General features: G+C 75.3%; 16 protein-coding genes and 1 pseudogene. 5 read left to right on the top strand and 12 right to left on the bottom strand.

Annotation, left to right across the window (positions count from 1 at the left end; all coding sequences use genetic code 11):
* Positions 1-67: 67 nt before the first annotated feature.
* Together AMIR_RS18970 and AMIR_RS18965 are read right to left on the bottom strand one after the other, a co-directional pair.
* Positions 68-1,291: a globin domain-containing protein gene (locus tag AMIR_RS18970; RefSeq protein WP_015802571.1), complete on the bottom strand. Its 1,224-nt coding sequence runs from the start codon at positions 1,289-1,291 to the stop codon at positions 68-70.
* 13 nt (positions 1,292-1,304) lie between these two features.
* A complete protein-coding gene (locus tag AMIR_RS18965; RefSeq protein WP_015802570.1) occupies positions 1,305-1,730 on the bottom strand; it encodes an RrF2 family transcriptional regulator in 426 nt (141 codons plus the stop codon).
* Between the two features lie 84 nt (positions 1,731-1,814).
* Between AMIR_RS18965 and AMIR_RS43075 the strand changes: the two are divergent.
* Positions 1,815-2,087, top strand: a pseudogene (locus AMIR_RS43075) (NAD(P)-binding domain-containing protein); the annotation flags it as partial.
* A 168-nt stretch (positions 2,088-2,255) separates the two neighbouring features.
* Here the strand turns inward: AMIR_RS43075 and AMIR_RS41995 are convergent.
* The 4 genes from AMIR_RS41995 to AMIR_RS18945 form a co-directional block, all read right to left on the bottom strand.
* Complete coding sequence (locus AMIR_RS41995) at positions 2,256-2,903, bottom strand: hypothetical protein (RefSeq protein ID WP_015802569.1); 648 nt, start codon at positions 2,901-2,903, stop codon at positions 2,256-2,258.
* 120 nt (positions 2,904-3,023) lie between these two features.
* The gene (locus AMIR_RS40395) at positions 3,024-4,016 is read right to left on the bottom strand and encodes a terpene synthase family protein (protein ID WP_015802568.1); all 993 of its coding nucleotides are present in this window, start codon (positions 4,014-4,016) and stop codon (positions 3,024-3,026) included.
* Positions 4,013-5,764, bottom strand: coding sequence for a 1-deoxy-D-xylulose-5-phosphate synthase (locus AMIR_RS18950; RefSeq protein ID WP_015802567.1), 1,752 nt, complete (start codon positions 5,762-5,764; stop codon positions 4,013-4,015). The genes AMIR_RS40395 and AMIR_RS18950 overlap by 4 nt, the downstream gene beginning before the upstream one ends.
* A gap of 262 nt (positions 5,765-6,026) precedes the next feature.
* Positions 6,027-6,458 carry a winged helix-turn-helix transcriptional regulator gene (locus AMIR_RS18945; protein WP_015802566.1) on the bottom strand — a complete coding sequence of 144 codons (432 nt, stop codon included), beginning with the start codon at positions 6,456-6,458 and terminating at the stop codon, positions 6,027-6,029.
* Positions 6,459-7,040: 582 nt separating this feature from the next.
* Between AMIR_RS18945 and AMIR_RS18940 the strand changes: the two genes are divergently transcribed.
* A complete protein-coding gene (locus tag AMIR_RS18940) occupies positions 7,041-8,609 on the top strand; it encodes a S8 family peptidase (RefSeq protein ID WP_015802565.1) in 1,569 nt (522 codons plus the stop codon).
* 243 nt (positions 8,610-8,852) lie between these two features.
* Here the strand turns inward: AMIR_RS18940 and AMIR_RS18935 are convergent, their stop codons facing one another.
* From AMIR_RS18935 to AMIR_RS18910, 6 genes are all read right to left on the bottom strand, one after another.
* Positions 8,853-9,263 carry a hypothetical protein gene (locus AMIR_RS18935; protein WP_015802564.1) on the bottom strand — a complete coding sequence of 137 codons (411 nt, stop codon included), beginning with the start codon at positions 9,261-9,263 and terminating at the stop codon, positions 8,853-8,855.
* Between the two features lie 103 nt (positions 9,264-9,366).
* Positions 9,367-11,160 carry a ricin-type beta-trefoil lectin domain protein gene (locus tag AMIR_RS18930; RefSeq protein ID WP_015802563.1) on the bottom strand — a complete coding sequence of 598 codons (1,794 nt, stop codon included), beginning with the start codon at positions 11,158-11,160 and terminating at the stop codon, positions 9,367-9,369.
* A gap of 319 nt (positions 11,161-11,479) precedes the next feature.
* Entirely contained in the window at positions 11,480-12,166 is a 687-nt protein-coding gene (locus AMIR_RS18925; RefSeq protein ID WP_015802562.1) for an NUDIX hydrolase, read from the bottom strand.
* Between the two features lie 70 nt (positions 12,167-12,236).
* A complete protein-coding gene (locus tag AMIR_RS18920; RefSeq protein WP_015802561.1) occupies positions 12,237-13,670 on the bottom strand; it encodes an adenylosuccinate synthetase in 1,434 nt (477 codons plus the stop codon).
* Positions 13,654-14,637, bottom strand: coding sequence for a hypothetical protein (locus tag AMIR_RS18915; RefSeq protein ID WP_015802560.1), 984 nt, complete (start codon positions 14,635-14,637; stop codon positions 13,654-13,656). Before AMIR_RS18915 ends, AMIR_RS18920 begins: the two co-directional genes overlap by 17 nt.
* Position 14,638: 1 nt before the next feature.
* Positions 14,639-15,646 carry a serine/threonine-protein kinase gene (locus tag AMIR_RS18910; RefSeq protein WP_015802559.1) on the bottom strand — a complete coding sequence of 336 codons (1,008 nt, stop codon included), beginning with the start codon at positions 15,644-15,646 and terminating at the stop codon, positions 14,639-14,641.
* Positions 15,647-16,270: 624 nt separating this feature from the next.
* On the opposite strand from AMIR_RS18910, the gene AMIR_RS18900 reads away from it, so the two are divergent.
* The 3 genes from AMIR_RS18900 (at position 16,271) to AMIR_RS18890 (ending at position 18,188) form a co-directional block, all read left to right on the top strand.
* Entirely contained in the window at positions 16,271-16,735 is a 465-nt protein-coding gene (locus AMIR_RS18900; protein WP_041836862.1) for a hypothetical protein, read from the top strand.
* The gene (locus AMIR_RS18895; protein ID WP_015802556.1) at positions 16,735-17,592 is read left to right on the top strand and encodes a Vgb family protein; all 858 of its coding nucleotides are present in this window, start codon (positions 16,735-16,737) and stop codon (positions 17,590-17,592) included. Before AMIR_RS18900 ends, AMIR_RS18895 begins: the two co-directional genes overlap by 1 nt.
* 329 nt (positions 17,593-17,921) lie before the next feature.
* Positions 17,922-18,188: a hypothetical protein gene (locus AMIR_RS18890; protein WP_015802555.1), complete on the top strand. Its 267-nt coding sequence runs from the start codon at positions 17,922-17,924 to the stop codon at positions 18,186-18,188.
* Positions 18,189-18,206 lie beyond the last annotated feature (18 nt).

The raw sequence follows: 18,206 nt of genomic DNA, 5'->3' as shown, positions 1-18,206 counted from the left end.
CGGGAGCCGGGCTGTCCGAACGCCCCTGGTGCAGGACGTCCCCGGCTCCTGCGGTGGTGCTGGAGAGCTAGCTGGCGGCCTGCTCGGGAACGGGCAGGCGGTCGGCGCCGCTGGTCCACAGGTCCGAGCCGAACACCTCGAAGCGGATGCGCCCGGTGTCGACCCCGCGCCTCAGCAGCGAGGTGCGCACGTCCCGCATGAACGGCAGCGGGCCGCACAGGTAGAAGTCCGCGTCCGGGTAGGCGGGCACCGCGTCCGGGTCGACCAGTCCGGCGCGCGCGCCCTCCGGGGCGTCCTGCTCGTAGAACAGCGTGCTGGTGAACGACTCCAGCCTGCCGCCGAGCCGCTGGGCCTCCTGCGCGAGCGCGTGCCTGGCGGGGGAGCGGTCGGCGTGCACGAACGCGACCGGGCGGTCCGGGGAGCGCTCGGCCAGGTGCTCCAGCATCGCCATCATCGGCGTGACGCCGATGCCCGCGCTGGCCAGCACGACCGGTCCGGCGCCCTCGGCGAGCGCGATGTCGCCCACGGGCGGGGTCACCCACACCTGGTCGCCGACCTTCGTCGTGGTGGTCAGCAGCGTGGACACCTCGCCGTCCGGGGTGCCGTCCGTGCCGCGCACCCGGCGGACGGTGATCCGCAGCGCCTCGTGCCCCGCCGCCCGCGACACGGTGTACTGCCTGCCCTGCCGCACGCCGTCGGCCATCTCCAGCGCGACCGTGACGTACTGGCCCGCCAGGTGGTGCGGCACCGGCCCGGACTCCGGGGCCAGCAGCAGCGACACCGCGTCCTCGGCCTCCTCGACCCGCCCGGTGACCACCCACGGCGCGTAGATCCGCCCCGGGTCCGCGTGCAGGTCCTGGTACATGCGGGTCTCGATCGCGATCAGCTTGACCGCGAACAGCCAGTACACCTCGTCCCAGGCCGCCGCGACCTCCGGCGTGACCGCCTCGCCGAGCACCTCCTTCACCGCGCCCATCAGGTAGCGGCCGACGATCGTGTACTGCTCGGGCGTGATGCCCAGCGACACGTGCTTGTGCGCGATGCGGCTGATCACCGCGTCGAGCGGGATCTCCTGGCCCTGGCCGACCAGGTGCGCGGCGTACGCCACCACCGATCCGGCAAGCGCTTTCCGCTGCTCGCCGCTGGCCTGGTTCCCCCGGTTGAACACGTTCAGCAGCTCGGGGTTCTCCCCGAGCATCCGGCCGTAGAAGCGGGTCGCGATCGCGACCACGTGCTCCCGGACCACCGGCAGGGTGGCCGTGACGATCTCCCGCGACTGTGCGGACAACATGGCGTGGTTCCCCTCATTCCCTCGTCAGCGACAGCAGGACCGGGCCCGTGGGCGGGGCGATCAGGTCGCGCAGCAGCACGGTGTCCAGCGAGGCGAAGAACGCCTCGCGGGCCGTGCGCAGCGCGCCGCGCAGCAGGCACGCGCGGTGCAGCGGGCAGGGTCCCTGCTCGCAGTCCACGACCTCGTCCTCGCCCTCGAACCGGCGCACCACGTGACCGGCCGACACCCCCCTCGCGCCCGGCGGGACCGAGACCCCGCCGTTGCGCCCCCGCGCCGTGGTGACCAGGCCTTCCTTCTGGAGGCGCTGGACCACCTTGGCCACGTGGTTGCGCGGCACGTTCATGCTCGTCGCGAGGTCGTCCACGGTGAGCTGGGCGTCCTTGGCCGCAGCGAGCATCAGCACGCGCAGGGCGATGTCGGTGGCCTTGCTGAGGTGCATGATCCATAGCCTATCGATAAGAGGTATCTGGGATACCTCTTTTATGGCCCGGGTCACGGGCAGGCACTTCGGTCAGGTGGTCCGGTGGGGGGTGACGGGCGGCTCGGAATCGGAAGGGCAACACCAGTTGAGCTGCGGCGTGGTGCTGTGGTGCGGCAACTTGTGGTCTCGCACCGCTTCGCGGTGCGGGTGCGCGTGTGGAACCGGGACCCGGCCAAGTCCCGGCCGCTGGCCGATGACGGGGCGCGCGTCGCGTCCAGTGCCGCCGAAGCCGTCGCGGGCGCGGGCGTCGTGCTGACGACGCTGTTCGACGCCGACGCCACCGTCCAGGTCATGTCGGCCGCGCTGCCGTCGGCGCGCGACGGGGCGGTCGAGGACAGCGCGCTGATCCTGGAGGCGCTGGAGGCGCTGGAGGCGCTGGAGGCCGGGGGGCACGGACGGGCGGCTGATGGCGGCGCTGCACGGGTTGTTCGCCGACGCCGCCGAGGGGGACGGGTCGGTGGACGTGGCGGCGGTGGTGCGGGCCTACCGCACGTGAGCGCCGGGGCGTCCGGCGTCGGCCCCGCCGGACGTCCTGGCGCCCGCCTTGGCCGCGTCGATCCCCGCCTTGGCGGCGCTGACCAGCTCGACGCCGGTCATCTGCTCGGCGGGCGCGCTGTCACCGGTCTTGCCGGTGTCGGCGGCAGGCGCGCCGGCGCCCGTGCCGCTGGACTTCACCGAACCGCTGGACTTCACCGAACCGCTGGACTTCACCGAACCGCTGTGCCCGCTGCCCGCCTTGCCGGTGCCGCCCTTCGGGGCCCCACTCCTACCCGCGCTCTTCCCGGCGCCCACCCGCCGCCCGCCGACGTGGTCCTGCCGGGGGATGGCTCGCCGAACCCCCTGCTCGGCCAGCACCGCCCGACACCGCTCCACCTCGGCGGTGACCGCCTCCAGGTACCAGCTCAGCACCGCGAACGGGATGGCCTCCCGAACCCCGGCCTCGAACCGCACCACGGCCTCGTGCCGGGGATCGGCGTCGGACACGATCGCGGTGGCGAACGCCGCCCCCAGCAGGTGCCGGTCGGCCTTGGGCACCGGCATCGCCTCGCACAACTCGACCTGCCACAACTCGGCGTCCACGTTGTAGACGTACTGCACCCCGTAGTGGCTCCCCGCGTGCTCCAGCGTCATGCCCCTCAAGCTGCCACGCCCGCGCGGTTCCGGCCATCGGACGACCGGTGACGGCCGCCTGGATCACCCGATCCTGCCGCGGGCGGGGGCGGCGCCCCGAACGCCGCCCCCGCCCCCCGCTCACATGTCGTCCCACCACCAAGCGATCGCCGCGATCGGCAACGGCGACGGATCGGCGTCCGCGGGGCTGTCCGCCCACTCCCGACCCCGCTGCCCCGGCACGGCCGGGGCCTCCGTGAAGCCCACGAACCTCGGCGCCCCCAGCGCCCAGTCGATGTTGCCCCGGATCGCGTGCCCCAAGCTCCCCAGGTACCCGCGCAGCGCCTCGCTCACCGGCCCGATCAGCACCTGCTCCCGCAGGTCCAGGAACCGCGTCAGCACCCGGTCCCGCATCGCCCGCGCCTGCTCGGTCGCCCGCTCCACCGTCGTCCTGCCCTGCTCGGCCAGCACCTCCACCACCCCGCACCCGGTGTGCAGGTCCGTGTCCCACCCGGTCACCAGGACCGCCATCTCGCCCAGCGCCCGCACCGGCGGCGAGTCGGCCTCGTGCGCGGGCACCTCCTCGCCGACCGCGATCTCCAGCAGCGCCGCCGTCGGCGCGCCCGACGCCGCGTTGAGCCGCATCATCACGTGGTCGTCCAGGCTCGGCGCGAGCCCCATCGAGTCCAGCGACGCCTGCCACGCCGCCGTGAACAGCCACGCCCGGTGCGCGTCCGCGAACCTCCGCGCCTGCTGGCCGGTCGCGCAGCCGTGCATGGCCAGCGCGATGTCCTGGAGCGCCAGCGCGAACCGGTCCTCGGCGACCGCGTGCCACGGCACCTCCAGCGCCCGCTGCACCTCGCCCGCCGTGGTCATGAAGTCCTCGTCGCCACCCCGCTCGCGCAGGAACAGGTGCGCCCAGCACGCCCACCGCACCGCCACCTGCATCGGCTCGTCGTCGGCCTCCGGGGCGGCGCGGGCGAAGAACTCGGCGACGTTGAGCCGCACCACCTCCTCCCGCAGCCTCGGGTCCGCGCCCAGCCCCACCCGGTCCAGCCACTCGACGGCCCGCGCCTCGGTCACCCCCACGTGCGGGTTGATCGCCGGTTCGACGGGGCAGTAGAAGCCGCTCATGCCGCGCTCCTGTCCAGGAAGCGCTCCACGCCCTCGGCGATGCCCGCCGCGTCCAGGCCGTGCAGCCGCAGGATGTCCGACCGGGACCCGTGCGCCAGGAACTCCGACGGCAGCCCGAGCACCCGCACCCGGCGGCTCAGCCCCGCCTCGCGCAGCGCCGCCGCGACCGCATCCCCGACCCCGCCCGCGCGCACCCCGTCCTCCGCGCACACCACCACCCGGTGCTCGGCGGCCAGCGCGATCAGCGACGGGTCCACCGGCAGCACCCACCCCGGATCGCACACCGTCACCCCGATGCCCTGCCCGCCCAGCCCGACCGCCGCCGCCACGCCCTGCGCGGCCAGGCTCCCCACGGTCACCAGCAGCGCGTCCCGCCGCGAGGCGCTGTGCAGCACCTCCACCCCGCCCACCCGCGACACCGCGTCCAGGTCCACCCCCACCGGCCCCTGCGGGAAGCGCAGCGCGGTCGGCCCGTCCCGGTCGACGGCCTGCTCCAGCAGCTCCCGCAACCGGGTCGCGTCGCGCGGCGCGGCCACCCGCAGCCCCGGCACGCCGCGCAGCAGCGCCAGGTCCCACGCGCCGTGCTGGCTCGGCCCGTCCTCGCCGGTGATCCCGGCCCGGCCCAGCACCAGCGCCACCGGCAGCCGGTGCAGCGCCACGTCCATCAGCACCTGGTCGAGCGCGCGCGGCAGGAACGTCGACGACAGCGCCACCACCGGCCGCAGCCCGCCCATCGCCAGCCCTGCCGCGCAGGTCACCGCGTGCTGCTCGGCGATGCCGGTGTCGAGCACCCGGTCGGGGAAGCGGCGGGCGAACGGGCCCAGGCCCGTCTGCTCCACCATCGCCGCGGTCAGGCAGAACAGGTCCGGGCGGGTCTCGCCCAGCGCCACCAGGTGCTCGCCGAGCACGGCCGTCCACTCCGGACCGCCCGGCATCGACGGCGGGGCGATCGCGTGCATGTGGTCGGACTCGTCCTGCTCGGCGGGGGCGTGCCCGAAGCCCTTCCGGGTCAGGCAGTGCACCACCACCGGGCCCCGGTACTCGCGGGCCGAGGTGAGCGCGGCCTCCAGCTCGGCGATGTCGTGGCCGTCGACCGGCCCCAGGTAGCGCACGCCCAGGTCCGCGAACACCGACGACACCGCCGTGCCCCGGCGCAGCGCCGCCAGGTGCCGCCCGACCGCGCCCGCCGTCGGCCCGTGCGAGCGGCCGTTGTCGTTGAGCACCACCACGACCGGCAGGTCGCTCACGGCGATGCTGTTGAGCGCCTCCCACGCCATGCCGCCGGTCAGCGCCCCGTCCCCGACCACGGCCACCACGTGCCGCTCCTCCCCGCGCGAGCGGGCCGCGCGGGCCAGCCCGTCCGCGTAGGACAGGGCGGTGGAGGTGTGCGAGTTCTCGACCAGGTCGTGCGGCGACTCGGCGCGGCTCGGGTACCCGGACAGCCCGCCCGCGCGGCGCAGCCCGCCGAACAGGTCGGCGCGGCCGGTGAGCATCTTGTGCACGTAGGTCTGGTGGCCGGTGTCGAACACCAGGCGGTCGGTGGGGGAGCGGAAGACCCGGTGCAGCGCGAGCGTCAGCTCCACCACGCCCAGGTTCGGGCCGAGGTGACCGCCGGTGCGGCTGACCGAGTGCACCAGCAGCGCCCGCAGGCGGTGCGCGAGGCCCGGCAGCTCGTCGGGCGGGAGGGCGCGCAGGTCGAAGGAGCCGCCCGGCGCCGGTTGGGGCGGCCTGGTCGTGGTGTCGGACATGCGGCCACTCCTCAACGGGTCGGTGACGACGCGGGCGGGGTACCCGCTGGCCCGTGGGGAGGGGGAGAGGGTGAGTCGAACGTGCCTCACCCGATGCGGGGCGGCAACCGGGGGTGTTCGCCGGTCAGGCGGCCGTGGGGCGGGGACCACCCGGAGTGGTGGCACGCGAGTGGGGGAGGGGGCGGCGGAGCGCGTCGGGTGACGTGCTCCGCGGCGGGGCGGGTGGAGCGCCCGGTGGGACCGGGGAGGGCGCGCCGATGGCTCAGCGCACCACGCCCACCCGGCGCGGCCGGACGCCGGTGAACGCCACCTCCTCGCCGCAGTGCGAGCACACCGGGCGCACCTCCAGGTCGTGGCCGCAGCGGTGCTGCCAGACCGCGGGCGGTGGGCCGGGGGTCACGAAGCGGTCGCCCCACTCCATCAGGGCCTGGAGCACCGGTTGCAGCGCCCGGCCCGAGTCGGTCAGGGCGTACTCGTAGCGCGGCGGGTGGTCCTCGTAGCGCCTGCGCTCCAGCACGCCCGCCGCCACCAGCTTGCGCAGCCGCGCGGCCAGCACGTCGCGGCTCACCCCGGTGTTGCGCACGATCTGGTCGAACCGGCGGAAGCCGATCATCACCTCGCGCAGCGCCAGCAGCGTCCACCGCTCGCCGACCACCCCGAGCGCGTTGGCGATCGAACACTCCCGGCTGCTCATGGGGCGGCTCCCTGCGCGCTCGGTCCGAAGAGCCAACCTAGCAGGTGAAGATCGTCGAACGGCCCCGGAAGCGGCCCTGGGCCACCGCGCGGCCTGCTCCGAGACGCGGGTGGCGGTGGCGTTGTCGCCCGAGGTGGTGGCCACGACCGTGCTCTCGTCCCCGGCCGCCAGGTCCTGCGCCGAACCCGCCCGCGCTCCCACCGGGCGCCTGCCCGATCGCCGACGAGCCCTCCGACGACCCCGAGGCCGCGTGGACGACCCCACCTCCCCCCGCGACCGCCAGCGCGATCACCCCCGCCACCAGGCCCCGCCACCAGCCCTCGCCGCCGGGTCTGTGCCGTAGGTCAGCGCTCCCCGTGCGTCGCCGGACCACCGGCCGCCCCCACGCCCCGCCCCACCCGCAAATGCGCGAAAATGCGGTGAGGAAATCCGCACCAGTGCGCCTCCGAACAATTTTTTCACCCGGTTCCCGCTCATTTCCGCTGCGGGTTCCCGCATTGCCCGCCGCCACCCCGCTCGCAACCCGCGCACCTGCTGAAACCCTGTCCCCGCCCGAGATCGCCAAGGGAAGAGGAACAGCGAGTGAGACGCGCGTCGACCGGTTTCGCAGCCGCGCTGGGCGGAGTTGCGCTGGTGCTGGGGGCATTCGCCCCCGCCACCGCCCAGACCCGGAACGGGGAGCCCCCGCCCGCCGGGGACGAGGTCGTGCCGGACAGCTACCTCGTCGTGCTGAAGGACCAGGGGGGCTCCGCGGGCCACGCGTCCACCGCCGCGCTCGCCGCGTCGCTGGCCGCCGCGCACGGCGGGGACGTCACCTCCACCTGGAGCAGGTCGCTGCGCGGGTTCGCGGTCAAGGCGGACGCGGAGCAGGCCAAGCGCCTGGCCGCCGACCCCGCCGTCGCCTCGGTCACCGCCAACGGCAGGCTCAAGGCGCACGACGCCCAGTTCGAGCCGCCCTCGTGGGGCCTGGACCGCGTCGACCAGCCCGACCTGCCGCTGGACGAGGTCTACAACCACCGCGCGGACGGCGCGGGCGTGCGCGTCTACGTCGTCGACAGCGGCATCCGCACCACGCACGCCGACTTCGGCGGCCGGGCCAGCTGGGGCGCCGACCTGGTCGACGGCAGCGGCCAGGACTGCGCGGGCCACGGCACGCACGTCGCGGGCACCGTCGGCGGCGCCGGGCACGGCGTCGCCAAGGGCGTCCAGCTCATCGCCGTGCGGGTCCTGGACTGCGCCAACGGCACCACCTACGAGACCGCGCTCAACGGCGTCGAGTGGGTCACCGCCAACGCGGTCCGCCCGGCCGTGGCGAACCTGAGCTTCGGCGGCGCCACGTCCGCGCAGAGCGCCCCGCTGGAGCAGGCGATCCGCAACTCCGCCGCCTCCGGCATCACCTACGTGGTGTCGGCGGGCAACGACAACCGCAACGCCTGCTCGGCCACGCCCGCCCTGCTGCCCGAGGTGATCGCGGTCGCCGCCACCGACCGGGCCGACCGGCGAGCGGACTACTCGAACTTCGGCGGCTGCGCCGACCTGTTCGCCCCCGGCACCGCGATCCGCTCGGCGTCCGCCGCCGACGACACCGCCTCCCGCGAGGAGACCGGCACCTCCATGGCCGCCCCGCACGTCGCCGGGGCCGCCGCGCTGCACCTGGCCGCGAACCCAGGGGCCACGCCGCAGGCGGTGCTGGCCGCGCTCGCCGCGACGGCCCAGAACGGCAGGGTCGGCGGCGCGCTCAACGGCACGCCCAACCGGCTGCTGTCCACGGCCTCCACCGCGGGCGCCCCGCAGGAGGTCGACCTGGTCCGGGCCTGGCGGCAGCCCGACCACGTCAGCGCGAGCGCGGGCCTGCCGTCCGGGTACGGCGCGGAGGGCAGCCTCGGCAGGCTCGTCACCGCCCGCCTGCCCGGCACCCGGCCGCTCTACCAGTGCAAGGTCGGCGGCTGGGACCACATGACCTCGCTGCGCGCCGACTGCGAGGGCCTGGAGCGGGTCGGCCTGCTCGGCTACGCCCACGCCGAGCGCGTCGCGGGCGCCCACCCGGTGCACCGCTGCCTGATCCGGGAGAGCGGCGACCACATGGACAGCCGCGACCCGAACTGCGAGGGGCAGACCGTCGAGGGCGTCCTCGGGTACGCGCTCGACTGACCCCACCGGCGCCGCGCGACGGCGCCGCACCCCTGAAGCTCGGTGAGCGCCTGACCGGGGCGCTGGCGGGACAGCGCGCACTGGCCCGCCTCGCGCCGGAACAGGCGCTCACCGGACCGGGCGCGCCACCCGGTCGAACGACGGAGGGCGGCCCCCGAACCGGGGACCGCCCTCCGTTCGCACCACCCCCACCGGGGCGCGTCACCGCCACCAAGAGCACCCCCGCCGGGGCGCGTCATGCCCCTACCAGGGCGGCGTCACCCGGTAGCTGTCCGAGTAGTACTCGCCCAGCCGCTCGCGGTAGGCGGGCGGGTCCACCTCGTCCGGGTCGAACTCGGGCGCGCCCGCGACCTGCTCGGTGGTGCGGTCGACCTGCACCACCCGAGCCTCCCGGTCCACGCCCGACACCACGCCCACCGGCAGCGCCACCCGGTTGCCGCCGGACACGTCCACCACCAGGCAGTCGGCGGGCAGCAGCGCGTTCTCCGAGTCCACCACCCCCACCCGCCCGTCGGTGGCGCGCACCTCGAAGCCCAGCAGCCCGGTGTCCGGCCGGTCCGCGAGCGACACGTCAGGCTCCAGGGGGTGCTCCTGCTCGTGCAGCGCCGTGATGGCGTCGCGCCAGATCCACGGGGCGAAGGGGAACGGTTGCAAGATGACCTCCTCGGCACGACCGGCTGTCACCCGACGGGTACCCCTGATCACCTGTCCGGGAACGGAACGGCGGGCACGGGAAGCGGAGAGCCCCCCGTCGCGCTCAGGACAGCAGCCACCGCTGCGAGGCGCGCCCGTCGCACGGCTGGACCCCCGCCGCCGTGCCCGCCGCGACGCCGCGCGCGTCCAGGCAGGTGCCCTCGGAGGTGGACACCAGCCGCTGTCCGTCGCGCGTCCACCGCTGCGAGGCCCGCCCGTCGCACAGCGCCGTCACCACCGGGGTGCCCGGCGCGCCACCCGTCTCCAGCAGGTCCAGGCACTGCGCCCCGTAGATCCGCACCTCGCCGCCCTGCCACAGCGTCCACAGCTGGTTCGCCGCACCGTGGCACGCCCACAGCGCGGGCCGCGCCGTGGGCGTCGTCACCGCGCCCGGCACGTCCAGGCAGCGCCGCGACGCCACGCCCAGCAGCGTCCCGGTCTGCTGGGCCAGCGGCCCCGCCCCGGTGACGCGGAACGCGGCGACCCCCTGCGAGGGCACGTCCGCGGTGATCCGCGCGCCGGTCGAGGTCGCCCCGGTCCACAGGTCGGTCAGCGCCAGCGACGTCCCGGCCAGCCCGACCTCGGCCGGTCCCGCGCTGATCCGCGCGGGCTGCGCGCCCCGGTTGAACAGGCCCACCGCGACCGACCCGTCGGCCAGGGGCTTGGCGAACACCTCGGTGTCGCCGTCGTCGCGCACCCGGCGACCGCCCGCGCCCAGCGCGTCCTGGTTCACCGCGACGAGGCCGGGCGTGCGCAGGATGGAGGAGATCTCGGCGGGCATGGCGCGCACGTCGTTGCCCGCCATGAGCGGCGCGGCCATCAGCGCCCACAGCGCGAAGTGCGCCCGCGACTGCTGCGTCGTCAGGCCCGGCCTGCCCACCACCAGCATGTCCGGGTCGTTCCACCGGCCGGGCCCGGCCTGCGCGGCGAGCGGGGCGTTCACGTCGACGACGTTCACCACGCCCATCGGGTAGCTGTTGGTGTTCTCGTTGCGCCAGATGTCCAGCAGGTCCTCGGTGGTGCGCCACAGGTCCGCGACCTCGCCCCAGTCGTACGTGGAACCGGTGATCGCGTGGTAGCTGTTCGGGTTGATGCTGTACACGATCGGTCGGCCGGTGGCGCGCAGCGCGTCGCGCATCAGCGCGAACCGGGCGACCTGCTCGTCCCGGTCGCCCTCGGGGGAGCACCAGTCGTACTTGAGGTAGTCCACGCCCCAGGAGGCGAACGTGCGGGCGTCCAGCTCCTCGTGCCCGACGCTGCCGGTGGAACCGGGGTAGGCGCCGCCGCGCTGGGCGCAGGTGCGGTCGGTGGGCACCTGGTAGATGCCGAACTTCAGGCCGCGCGCGTGGATGTAGTCGCCGAGCGCCTTCATGCCGCTGGGGAACCGGGTGGGGTCGCCGCGCAGGCTGCCGTCGGGCAGGCGCTGGACGTCGAACCAGCAGTCGTCCACGACGACGTACTGGTAGCCGGCGTCGCGCATCCCGGAGGAGACCAGCGCGTCGGCGCCGTCGCGGATCGTGCTCTCGCTGATGTTGCAGCCGAAGGTGTTCCAGGAGTTCCAGCCCATCGGCGGGGTGGTCGCCGGGCTGCCGGGGGCGGCGGGGCGCACGTCGGCGGGGCGCACGTCGGCGGGGGAGCCCGCTGCCGGCGCGACCTGGTCAGGCGCCGACCGGCCCGCTGTCTCCGCGCCCGCTGCGGCTAACGCCGGTTCCGCCGAACCGGTCGCGGCCTGGGCGGGGACGAGCCCCACCGCGACCAGCGCCGCCGCGACCAGCGCGGCGAGCCTGCCGGGTGGTCTGCCCGCCCGGCGGCCGGGTGAGCGTCGCGCGCCGACTCCGCAGGGGGTGGACCGAGGCATCGTTGCCCTCCTCTCGCGGGGGAGGGGAGGGCACCTCGCCCGCGTTCGGTGTTGGTGGTTCCGCCGTGACCCTCGGACGCGGGCGGCATCCCGCCCGCACCCGTGCGGCGGACGCTACCGGCGGCGCGTGCCACGGGCGAGACGCCGGGGAGCCGCGACCACCAGAGCCACACCAACGGCGGCGTCCGGCGCGCGGCGCGCCGAGCGATCACCCGGCACGGGCCACCTCCGCCCGCCGGTCGACCACACTCGCCGGTCGACCACACTCACCGGTCGATCACGCCCGCCGGTCGCCCTCGCCGATCGGGCTCCGCCGGGGTCACCCCTCCCAGCGCCACACCAGCGGCGGCCGTCCGCCCTTCGCGCGGGCCGCCGCGTGCTGCTCGGTGCGGCGAAGGCCGGGGACGCGGTCCATCAGCCTGCCCAGGTTCGCCGGGTACGGGCGGTCGCCGGTCAGCGCCTCGGTGGCGTCCAGGGCCTGCGCGGTGGTGAACTCCGGGCCGAGCAGCCCGGCGGTGAACACCGGGTCGCGCCACAGCCGCTCGCCCAGCAGCGCCCGGCAGTCGGCGACGATCCGGTCGTGGTCGAACGCCAGCGGCGGCACCGCGGACAGCGGGGCCCAGCGCGGGCCGTCCGAGCGCGCCGGGTCGAGGGTCGCCCACAGCGCGATCGACAGCGTCGGCCCGCGCGGGTCGCGGGAGGGCTCGTCGAACGTGGCCAGCTGCCCGGTCGCCCGCACCGCCCCCTCCGGCACCCCGAGCTTGCCCGCGACCGCCCGCACCGCCGCCTCGCGCAGCCGCTCGCCCCTCCCCAGCAGCACGCCCGGCAGCGCGTCCCGCCCGAGGAACGGCTCCAGCTCGCGCCGCGACACCCCGAGCAGCACCGCGCCCGACCCGGCGTCGAACCGCAGCGCCAGCACGTCCACCGACACCAGCGACGACTCGATGTGCCCCGGCTCGACCTGCCCCGGTCGGGCGCCCACGGGTTCTGCTTCCACGGAAAGCATTGTCCAGCACTCGCGCCCCACGACACCCCCTGACCTGATCACCCGGGCCCCTCGCCCGTGCCGCGACCCCTCAGCGCGGCACGGGCTCCAGCACCCGGTAGTGCGACCGGTCCGGCCCGCTGCCGGTCACCAGGACCGGCGCCCCCAGCTCCCGCTCCAGCCACCCCACCGGGTCGGCCAGCTCCTCCAGCACCGGCTCGACCCGCCCCAGCAGCTCCGCGACCCGCGGGTCGGGCGCCGGGCGCGCGGCCCCGGCCGGCCCCTCCAGTCCGGGGACCTCGGCCAGCCGCGCCACCCGCCGCCCGTCGACCTCGTACGCCCCGGCCACCCGCGACCCGGCCCCCGCCGCGTCCAGGTGCGTCACCGCCAGGGCGTCGACCCCGCCGCACGCCGCCACCGCGTGCCGCAGCAGCACCCCGTCCAGGTGCCCGGCCCGCCACGCCCCCTGGTACCGCCCGGTCCCGTTGTGCCGCTCCGGGAACCGCGCCGCGACGGCCGCGTCCTCGGTCGGCATCGGGCCCGCGCCGTGCCGGGTCTGGTAGGTCCGGGTCACCCCGACCACCCGCGCCGGGAGCCCGCCGAGCAGCGCCCGCGCGTTGTCCGGGGTGACCGTCGACCAGGTGGTGTGCGGGTGGAAGCCGCGCCACTGGTCCAGCAGCACCCCCTGCGCCCCCTCGAACACCAGCCGCCCCCGCCCGGCCAGCCGCGCCACCTCGTCGTCGCCGGTGATCCGCACCGCGTCGGCGAAGTCCCGGTACATCCCCACCAGCTCGTCCACCGACCACCGGGCGGTCGCGAGCGGCGCGTAGAACCGGGCCAGCGCGTCGAGCTTGCGCCGCAGCACGTCCGGCCGCAGGCAGTCGGCGACCACGGGCGCCTCCCCGAACGCCCCGAGCACCTCCTGCCCCTCCACCACGTCCCCGACCCGCGCCGCGCGCTCGGACAGCAGCGAGTACCAGACCGTCTCGCCGACGCCCTTGCCGCACGACCCGTGCCTGCCCGCGCCCCTGGCGTCCTCCCGCGCCCGGTTCGCCAGCACGTGGAACGGCGTGGTCAGCAGCGCCCCGCCCGCCACCGACAGCAGCGACAGCGGGTCGGGGACGCCGATCGCGGCCAGCTCGCGGGCCTCGGCGGCCAGCGCCATCGGCTCGACCAGCACGTGCGGCGACAGCCAGGTCGGCACGCCCGCGAGCGTGCCCGACCCGAACTGGCTGAACGTGTGGTGCCGGTCCCCGTCGACCACGTTGTGCGCGGCCTGCGCGCCCCCGTTGAACCGCACCACCGCCGCGGTCTCCCCGGCCCGGCACAGCGCGTCCACCACGGCGCCCTTGCCCTCGTCGCCGAAGCCGAGGCCGATCACGATCACGTGATCAGCCGCGGCGGAGCCGAGGGTGACACCGCTCTCGGCCGCACCCCGGCCGACCGCGCCACCACCGCTGCTCTCGTCCCCGGTGGTGGAGCCGCCAGCCGGTTCCGCGACGACGTGCTCAGACGAGGCTGACATCGTCCGGCCCGTCCAGCGCCGGGGGAGCGGCCGAGGTGGCCACCGCCCGCGAGCCGACCTTCTGCAGCGCCTTGCCCACCGACCTGCTCTCGTCGCCCGACCCGACCTCGGCCAGGTCCACCAGCGCCTGGTCCAGGTCGACGACCCGCTCCTCCAGCCCGATGGTCGCCGCGATCAGCTCGCACACCGCGCCGGGGTCCTCCAGCTTCAGGAAGTTCTGCCCCAGCAACCCGCGCCAGTGGTCGCCGATCTCCGGGTCGTCGAAGTAGTGCGACTGCTTGGGCAGCACGAAGAACACGTGCCACCGCCGCGCCAGCTCCCGGTACACCGACGCCGGGTCGACGTCCTGGCCGCCGAGGTCGTCGCCGATGATCCGCTTGACGTGCTTGGCCTCCAGCCTGGGCTTGTTCAGCTCGTCGCCGATCAGGAACAGGTAGCCCTTGCGCCCGCGCTTGGTCCAGGCGTCGGTCTCCACGTGCCTGGCCATGAAGTACGCGGCCAGCTCGTACGACTCGCTCTTCTGCCCGCCGCCGTTGCCCTCCAGGAAGATGTCGCGCAGCTGCTCGTCCATGCGGTTGTCGGACTCGAACTGCCCGACCTGCAGCGGCACCCGGTCGCTGTCGGCGTCGCCGATGCCGCCGAACAGCACCTGCGGGTCGCTCAGGTAGCCCCTGCGCTTGATCAGCCCGTGCAGCTTGCCGAGCTTGCGCTGCATGATCCGGGGCACCTGCCCCATCGAGCCGGTCACGTCGAACAGCACCGCGATGGGCGTCGAGTCGGCGTGCTCGTCCGAGTCGCGGCACTCGCGGGCCACGACGCCGTGCGGGTCGAGCGAGGGGTGCGCCTTCCACTCGGCGGCGGGCCTGCCGTGCGTGGCGCTGGTGTAGCCGAAGTCCGAGATGCCCTTGGCGGCGCGGAAGGTCCTCGCCGCGGCGTAGGCGTTGTCGTCCCAGTGGCCGTGTCCCATGTCAGGCTCCTTCGTCGGTCATCGCGAACGGGCGGAACACCCGTGGTCCGTAGAGGTCGTCGAGCAGGTCGTCGTACTCGTCGAGCAGTTCGGCCGCCTCGGGCCGGGCCGAGGGGCTGTCCTGCATCGACCCCTCGGCGAACAGGCGCTGGCGGCGCTCGCCGGGGGCGAGCAGGTCGAGCATCAGCGCGTGCGCCATCCACACGTCGGTGGCGCCGGTGAGCGCCCGGCCCGCCGCGACCTCCGGCGGGTAGGTGGTGGTCCTGTCCCTGGCCAGGGGGCGCTGGCCGTGCTCGACGGCGAACGACCAGCCGACGAGCACCACGCCGTGCCGCTCCGGGTGGACCAGCACGTTGTCGGCGGTGATCGCGCCGTGCACCAGGCCCGCGAGGTGGGCGCCCGCGACCGCCCGCAGCAGCCTGCGGTGCATCCACGCCCAGTCGCGCCCGTCCAGGCCGCCGGGGCGGGCCTCCTTGACCTCGGCGAGGGTGTGGAAGCCGTCGGTGAGCGGGGCCAGCACGGTGAACGCGCGCTCTCCGCGCCCGACCTCGCCGGAGGCGTCGACCAGCCTCGGGAAGTACGGGGCGAGCCAGCGGTGCTCGTCGGTGAGGCGGGCCAGCGCGGTGAGCGCGTCCCGCTCGGCCAGCAGCAGCGGGCCCAGCGCCGGGTTGCGCACGACCTTGACCACCTCGGGGCCGTCGGTCAGGTGCACGTTCGCGACGCTGCCGACGCGGTGCAGCGCACCCGTGCGGTAGGTGCGGCGGGCCGTGCGCAGCTCGACCGAAGCGGACCCCGAACCCGCCCACCGGTCGTGCAGCCGGGTGACCTCGGCCGCCGCCGCGTGCGCCCGGTGGTCGTCCGGGCCGGTGCGGTCGGGGTGCAGCGCGACCAGCAGGTCCCGCCACAGCCGGTGAGCTGTCTGCGCTCGATCGGGGGAGAAGTCCCCAAACAGCCCAGTCGAAGAGTGAGCGCCCTCGACCAGCCTGAGGGCTTCGTCCCTGGTGAACATAGTTTGAGTTTAGGTGACTCAAACCGGTCGTGCAACTCTTCTGGGCGAAGTGGGCGTTCATAGGGGTGAGGACTCTTGTGGCAACGGAGTGATCTGTGCCGATCGCGGCTAACGTCCGGGCCGGACGCGGAGACAACCGTCCAGAGCGGTGATCACCCGAACCGCGCCCCCACCCACCCCTGCCCGGAGCGGCCCTCCGGCCGATTGCCAGAGTCCTGGTCAGGGCGACGTCCCTACCCGTCGCCCGCGCACCACCCGCCACGGCGTCCTACCCGTCGTGGCACCGCCCGACGCGCGGCGTCCTACACCGCCGCGCGAGCCCTGCCCGTCCTGTCCGCACCGTCCTGCCCGTCCTGCCCCGCACGTCCCGCCCTGCCCACGACTGCACCAGCCCTGCCGACTGCGCGCCCCTGCCGCCGCACGAGTCCTCGTCCCGCCGCACGAGCCCAGGAGAAGAACCCGGTGAAGCCGCTGACCCCGACCCGACCGATGAGCACCTGCGCGGTCACGCCCCGCCCCAAGCCCGTCCGGCTGCCCGCGCGCGGGCTGCAGAGCCGGTCGTCCCGGCCTAGGCGCTGAGCGCCGCTCATGATCTACTTGCGCCTCCTGCGAATGGAGGCGCGAGTGCCGGAAGTGTTGTTGCGCAACGGGATCAACCCCGAAGACCCGGACGCCCCGGTGCTCCTCGTGATCATCGATCCCGAGCGGTCACCGGGCGAGCGCGCCGTCTGCCTGCTCGGCAACCACGGCTACGAGCGGGACAACGCGCTCTACCTGGTCCCGACCGACGGCTGGGCGGAGCGCGCGCTCGACGCGGGCTCCCTCGTCGTCGACCTGGTCGCCTACCCGCTCGTCCTCGGCGGCTACGACCTGGAACTCGGCCTGTTCACCGAGCCCGCCGCCGGGGACGCCGACGCGGTCCGGCTGCTGCGCGTCACCGGCCGGGTCGACGCGACCGAGCTGCCCGAGGCCACCGTCGTCGTCGCCGTCTCGGAGGGGACCACCGTCGACGACGTCGTCGAGGAGCTGCGCTCGGGCGAGCTGTGGCCGGTGGTCCTCGCCCCCGCGCCCGCCGCCAGGGAGGGCTGATGCGCGTCACCACCTTCCCGGTGCCCGACGCGGACGGCCCCTACGGCGTCGCGGTCGGCCCGGACGGCGCGATCTGGTTCACCGAGGTCGGCGCGGGCAGGCTCGGCCGGATGACCACCGACGGCGAGCACACGCCCGTGCCGCTCAAGCTCTCCCCGTGCGCGCCGACCGTGCTCACCGCCACCGACGACGCCCTCTGGTTCACCGACTTCCGCCACCACCGCCTCGGCCGCACCACCCCCGCCGGGCGCACCACCACCGTGGACCTGCCCGGCGCGGGCCCGTACGGGGTGACCGGCGGCCCGGACGGCGCGGTGTGGTGCACCGCCGCCACCACCGGCAAGATCGGCCGGATCGAGGAGGGGCGCGCCACCTGGTTCGACCTGCCCGCGGGCAGCTTCCCCGCGATGATCACCACCGGCCCGGACGGGGCGCTGTGGTGCACCCTCAACCAGGCGGGCGCGATCGCCAGGCTGGGCGTGGACGGCGACCTGCGCGTCCACCCGCTGCCCACCCCCGGCGCGGGCCCGGTCGGCATCACCGCCACCGCCGACGCGCTGTGGTTCACCGAGGTGCTCGCCGGGCGGATCGGCCGGATCACCCCGGACGGCGAGATCACCGAGTTCGCGCTGCCCGACCCCGAGGCCCGCCCGCACGCCATCACCGAGGGCCCGGACGGCGCGCTGTGGTTCACCGAGTGGGCCACCGCCGCCGTCACGCGCGTGAGCGTGGACGGCGAGCTGACCGGCACCGCCGCCCTGCCGCCCGGCAGCGAGCCGCACGGCATCGCGCTCGGCCCGGACGGCGCGCTGTGGACGGCCCTGGAATCCGGGGCCGTCGCCCGCGTCGAACCCTGACCCGCTTCCCGGCAGGCGAACAACCCTCGGCCGCCGGGAAAGGGCTGTCAACGGCGTTCGGCGACTTCACCTGAACCGGGTCGTGGAAGGGTGAGGCGAATTCCCGCACGCGATTCGGGCAAGTCGCCGTTTCACAGGCCCTGAGCTGCGCGGATGCCTTCGCCGGGCGCGTTTTCCGATTACCCGCAGACATCCCCTCCGGGGTCGTCCCGCCCGCTCGCGGGTGCTGCGTGGCGGCGCCCGGTGCCTGCAGCGTGAATCCCCGTCCGGACGGCCGCCCGAGCACGGGCCGAGCCGAGGACGTTCGCTCTCGGAGGGGAATTCCGACCATGAGGGATCGCTTCGCCAGACGTCTGACCACCGGTCGCCTGACCACCGGTCGCCTGATCACCGGGCGCCTGATCACTGGGGCCGCGCTCGCCGTCGCCACCCTGCTGCCCGCCGCGCCGGGCGCGGTGGCCGAGCCCGCCGACACCTCGCCGGTCGTGGACGCCGTCGCCCCGTCGTCCGCGCAGGGCGTGGGCAACAACGCGGACGGACGGCTGGAGGTGTTCGCCCTCGGCGGCGGCCTGACCCGCGCGGGAGCGGCGGCCTGACACCCTGGGGGCGCGGTG

This window comes from Actinosynnema mirum DSM 43827, assembly GCF_000023245.1.
Taxonomy (GTDB): Bacteria; Actinomycetota; Actinomycetes; order Mycobacteriales; family Pseudonocardiaceae; genus Actinosynnema; species Actinosynnema mirum.
This window is presented reverse-complemented; position numbering and strand designations above follow the sequence as displayed.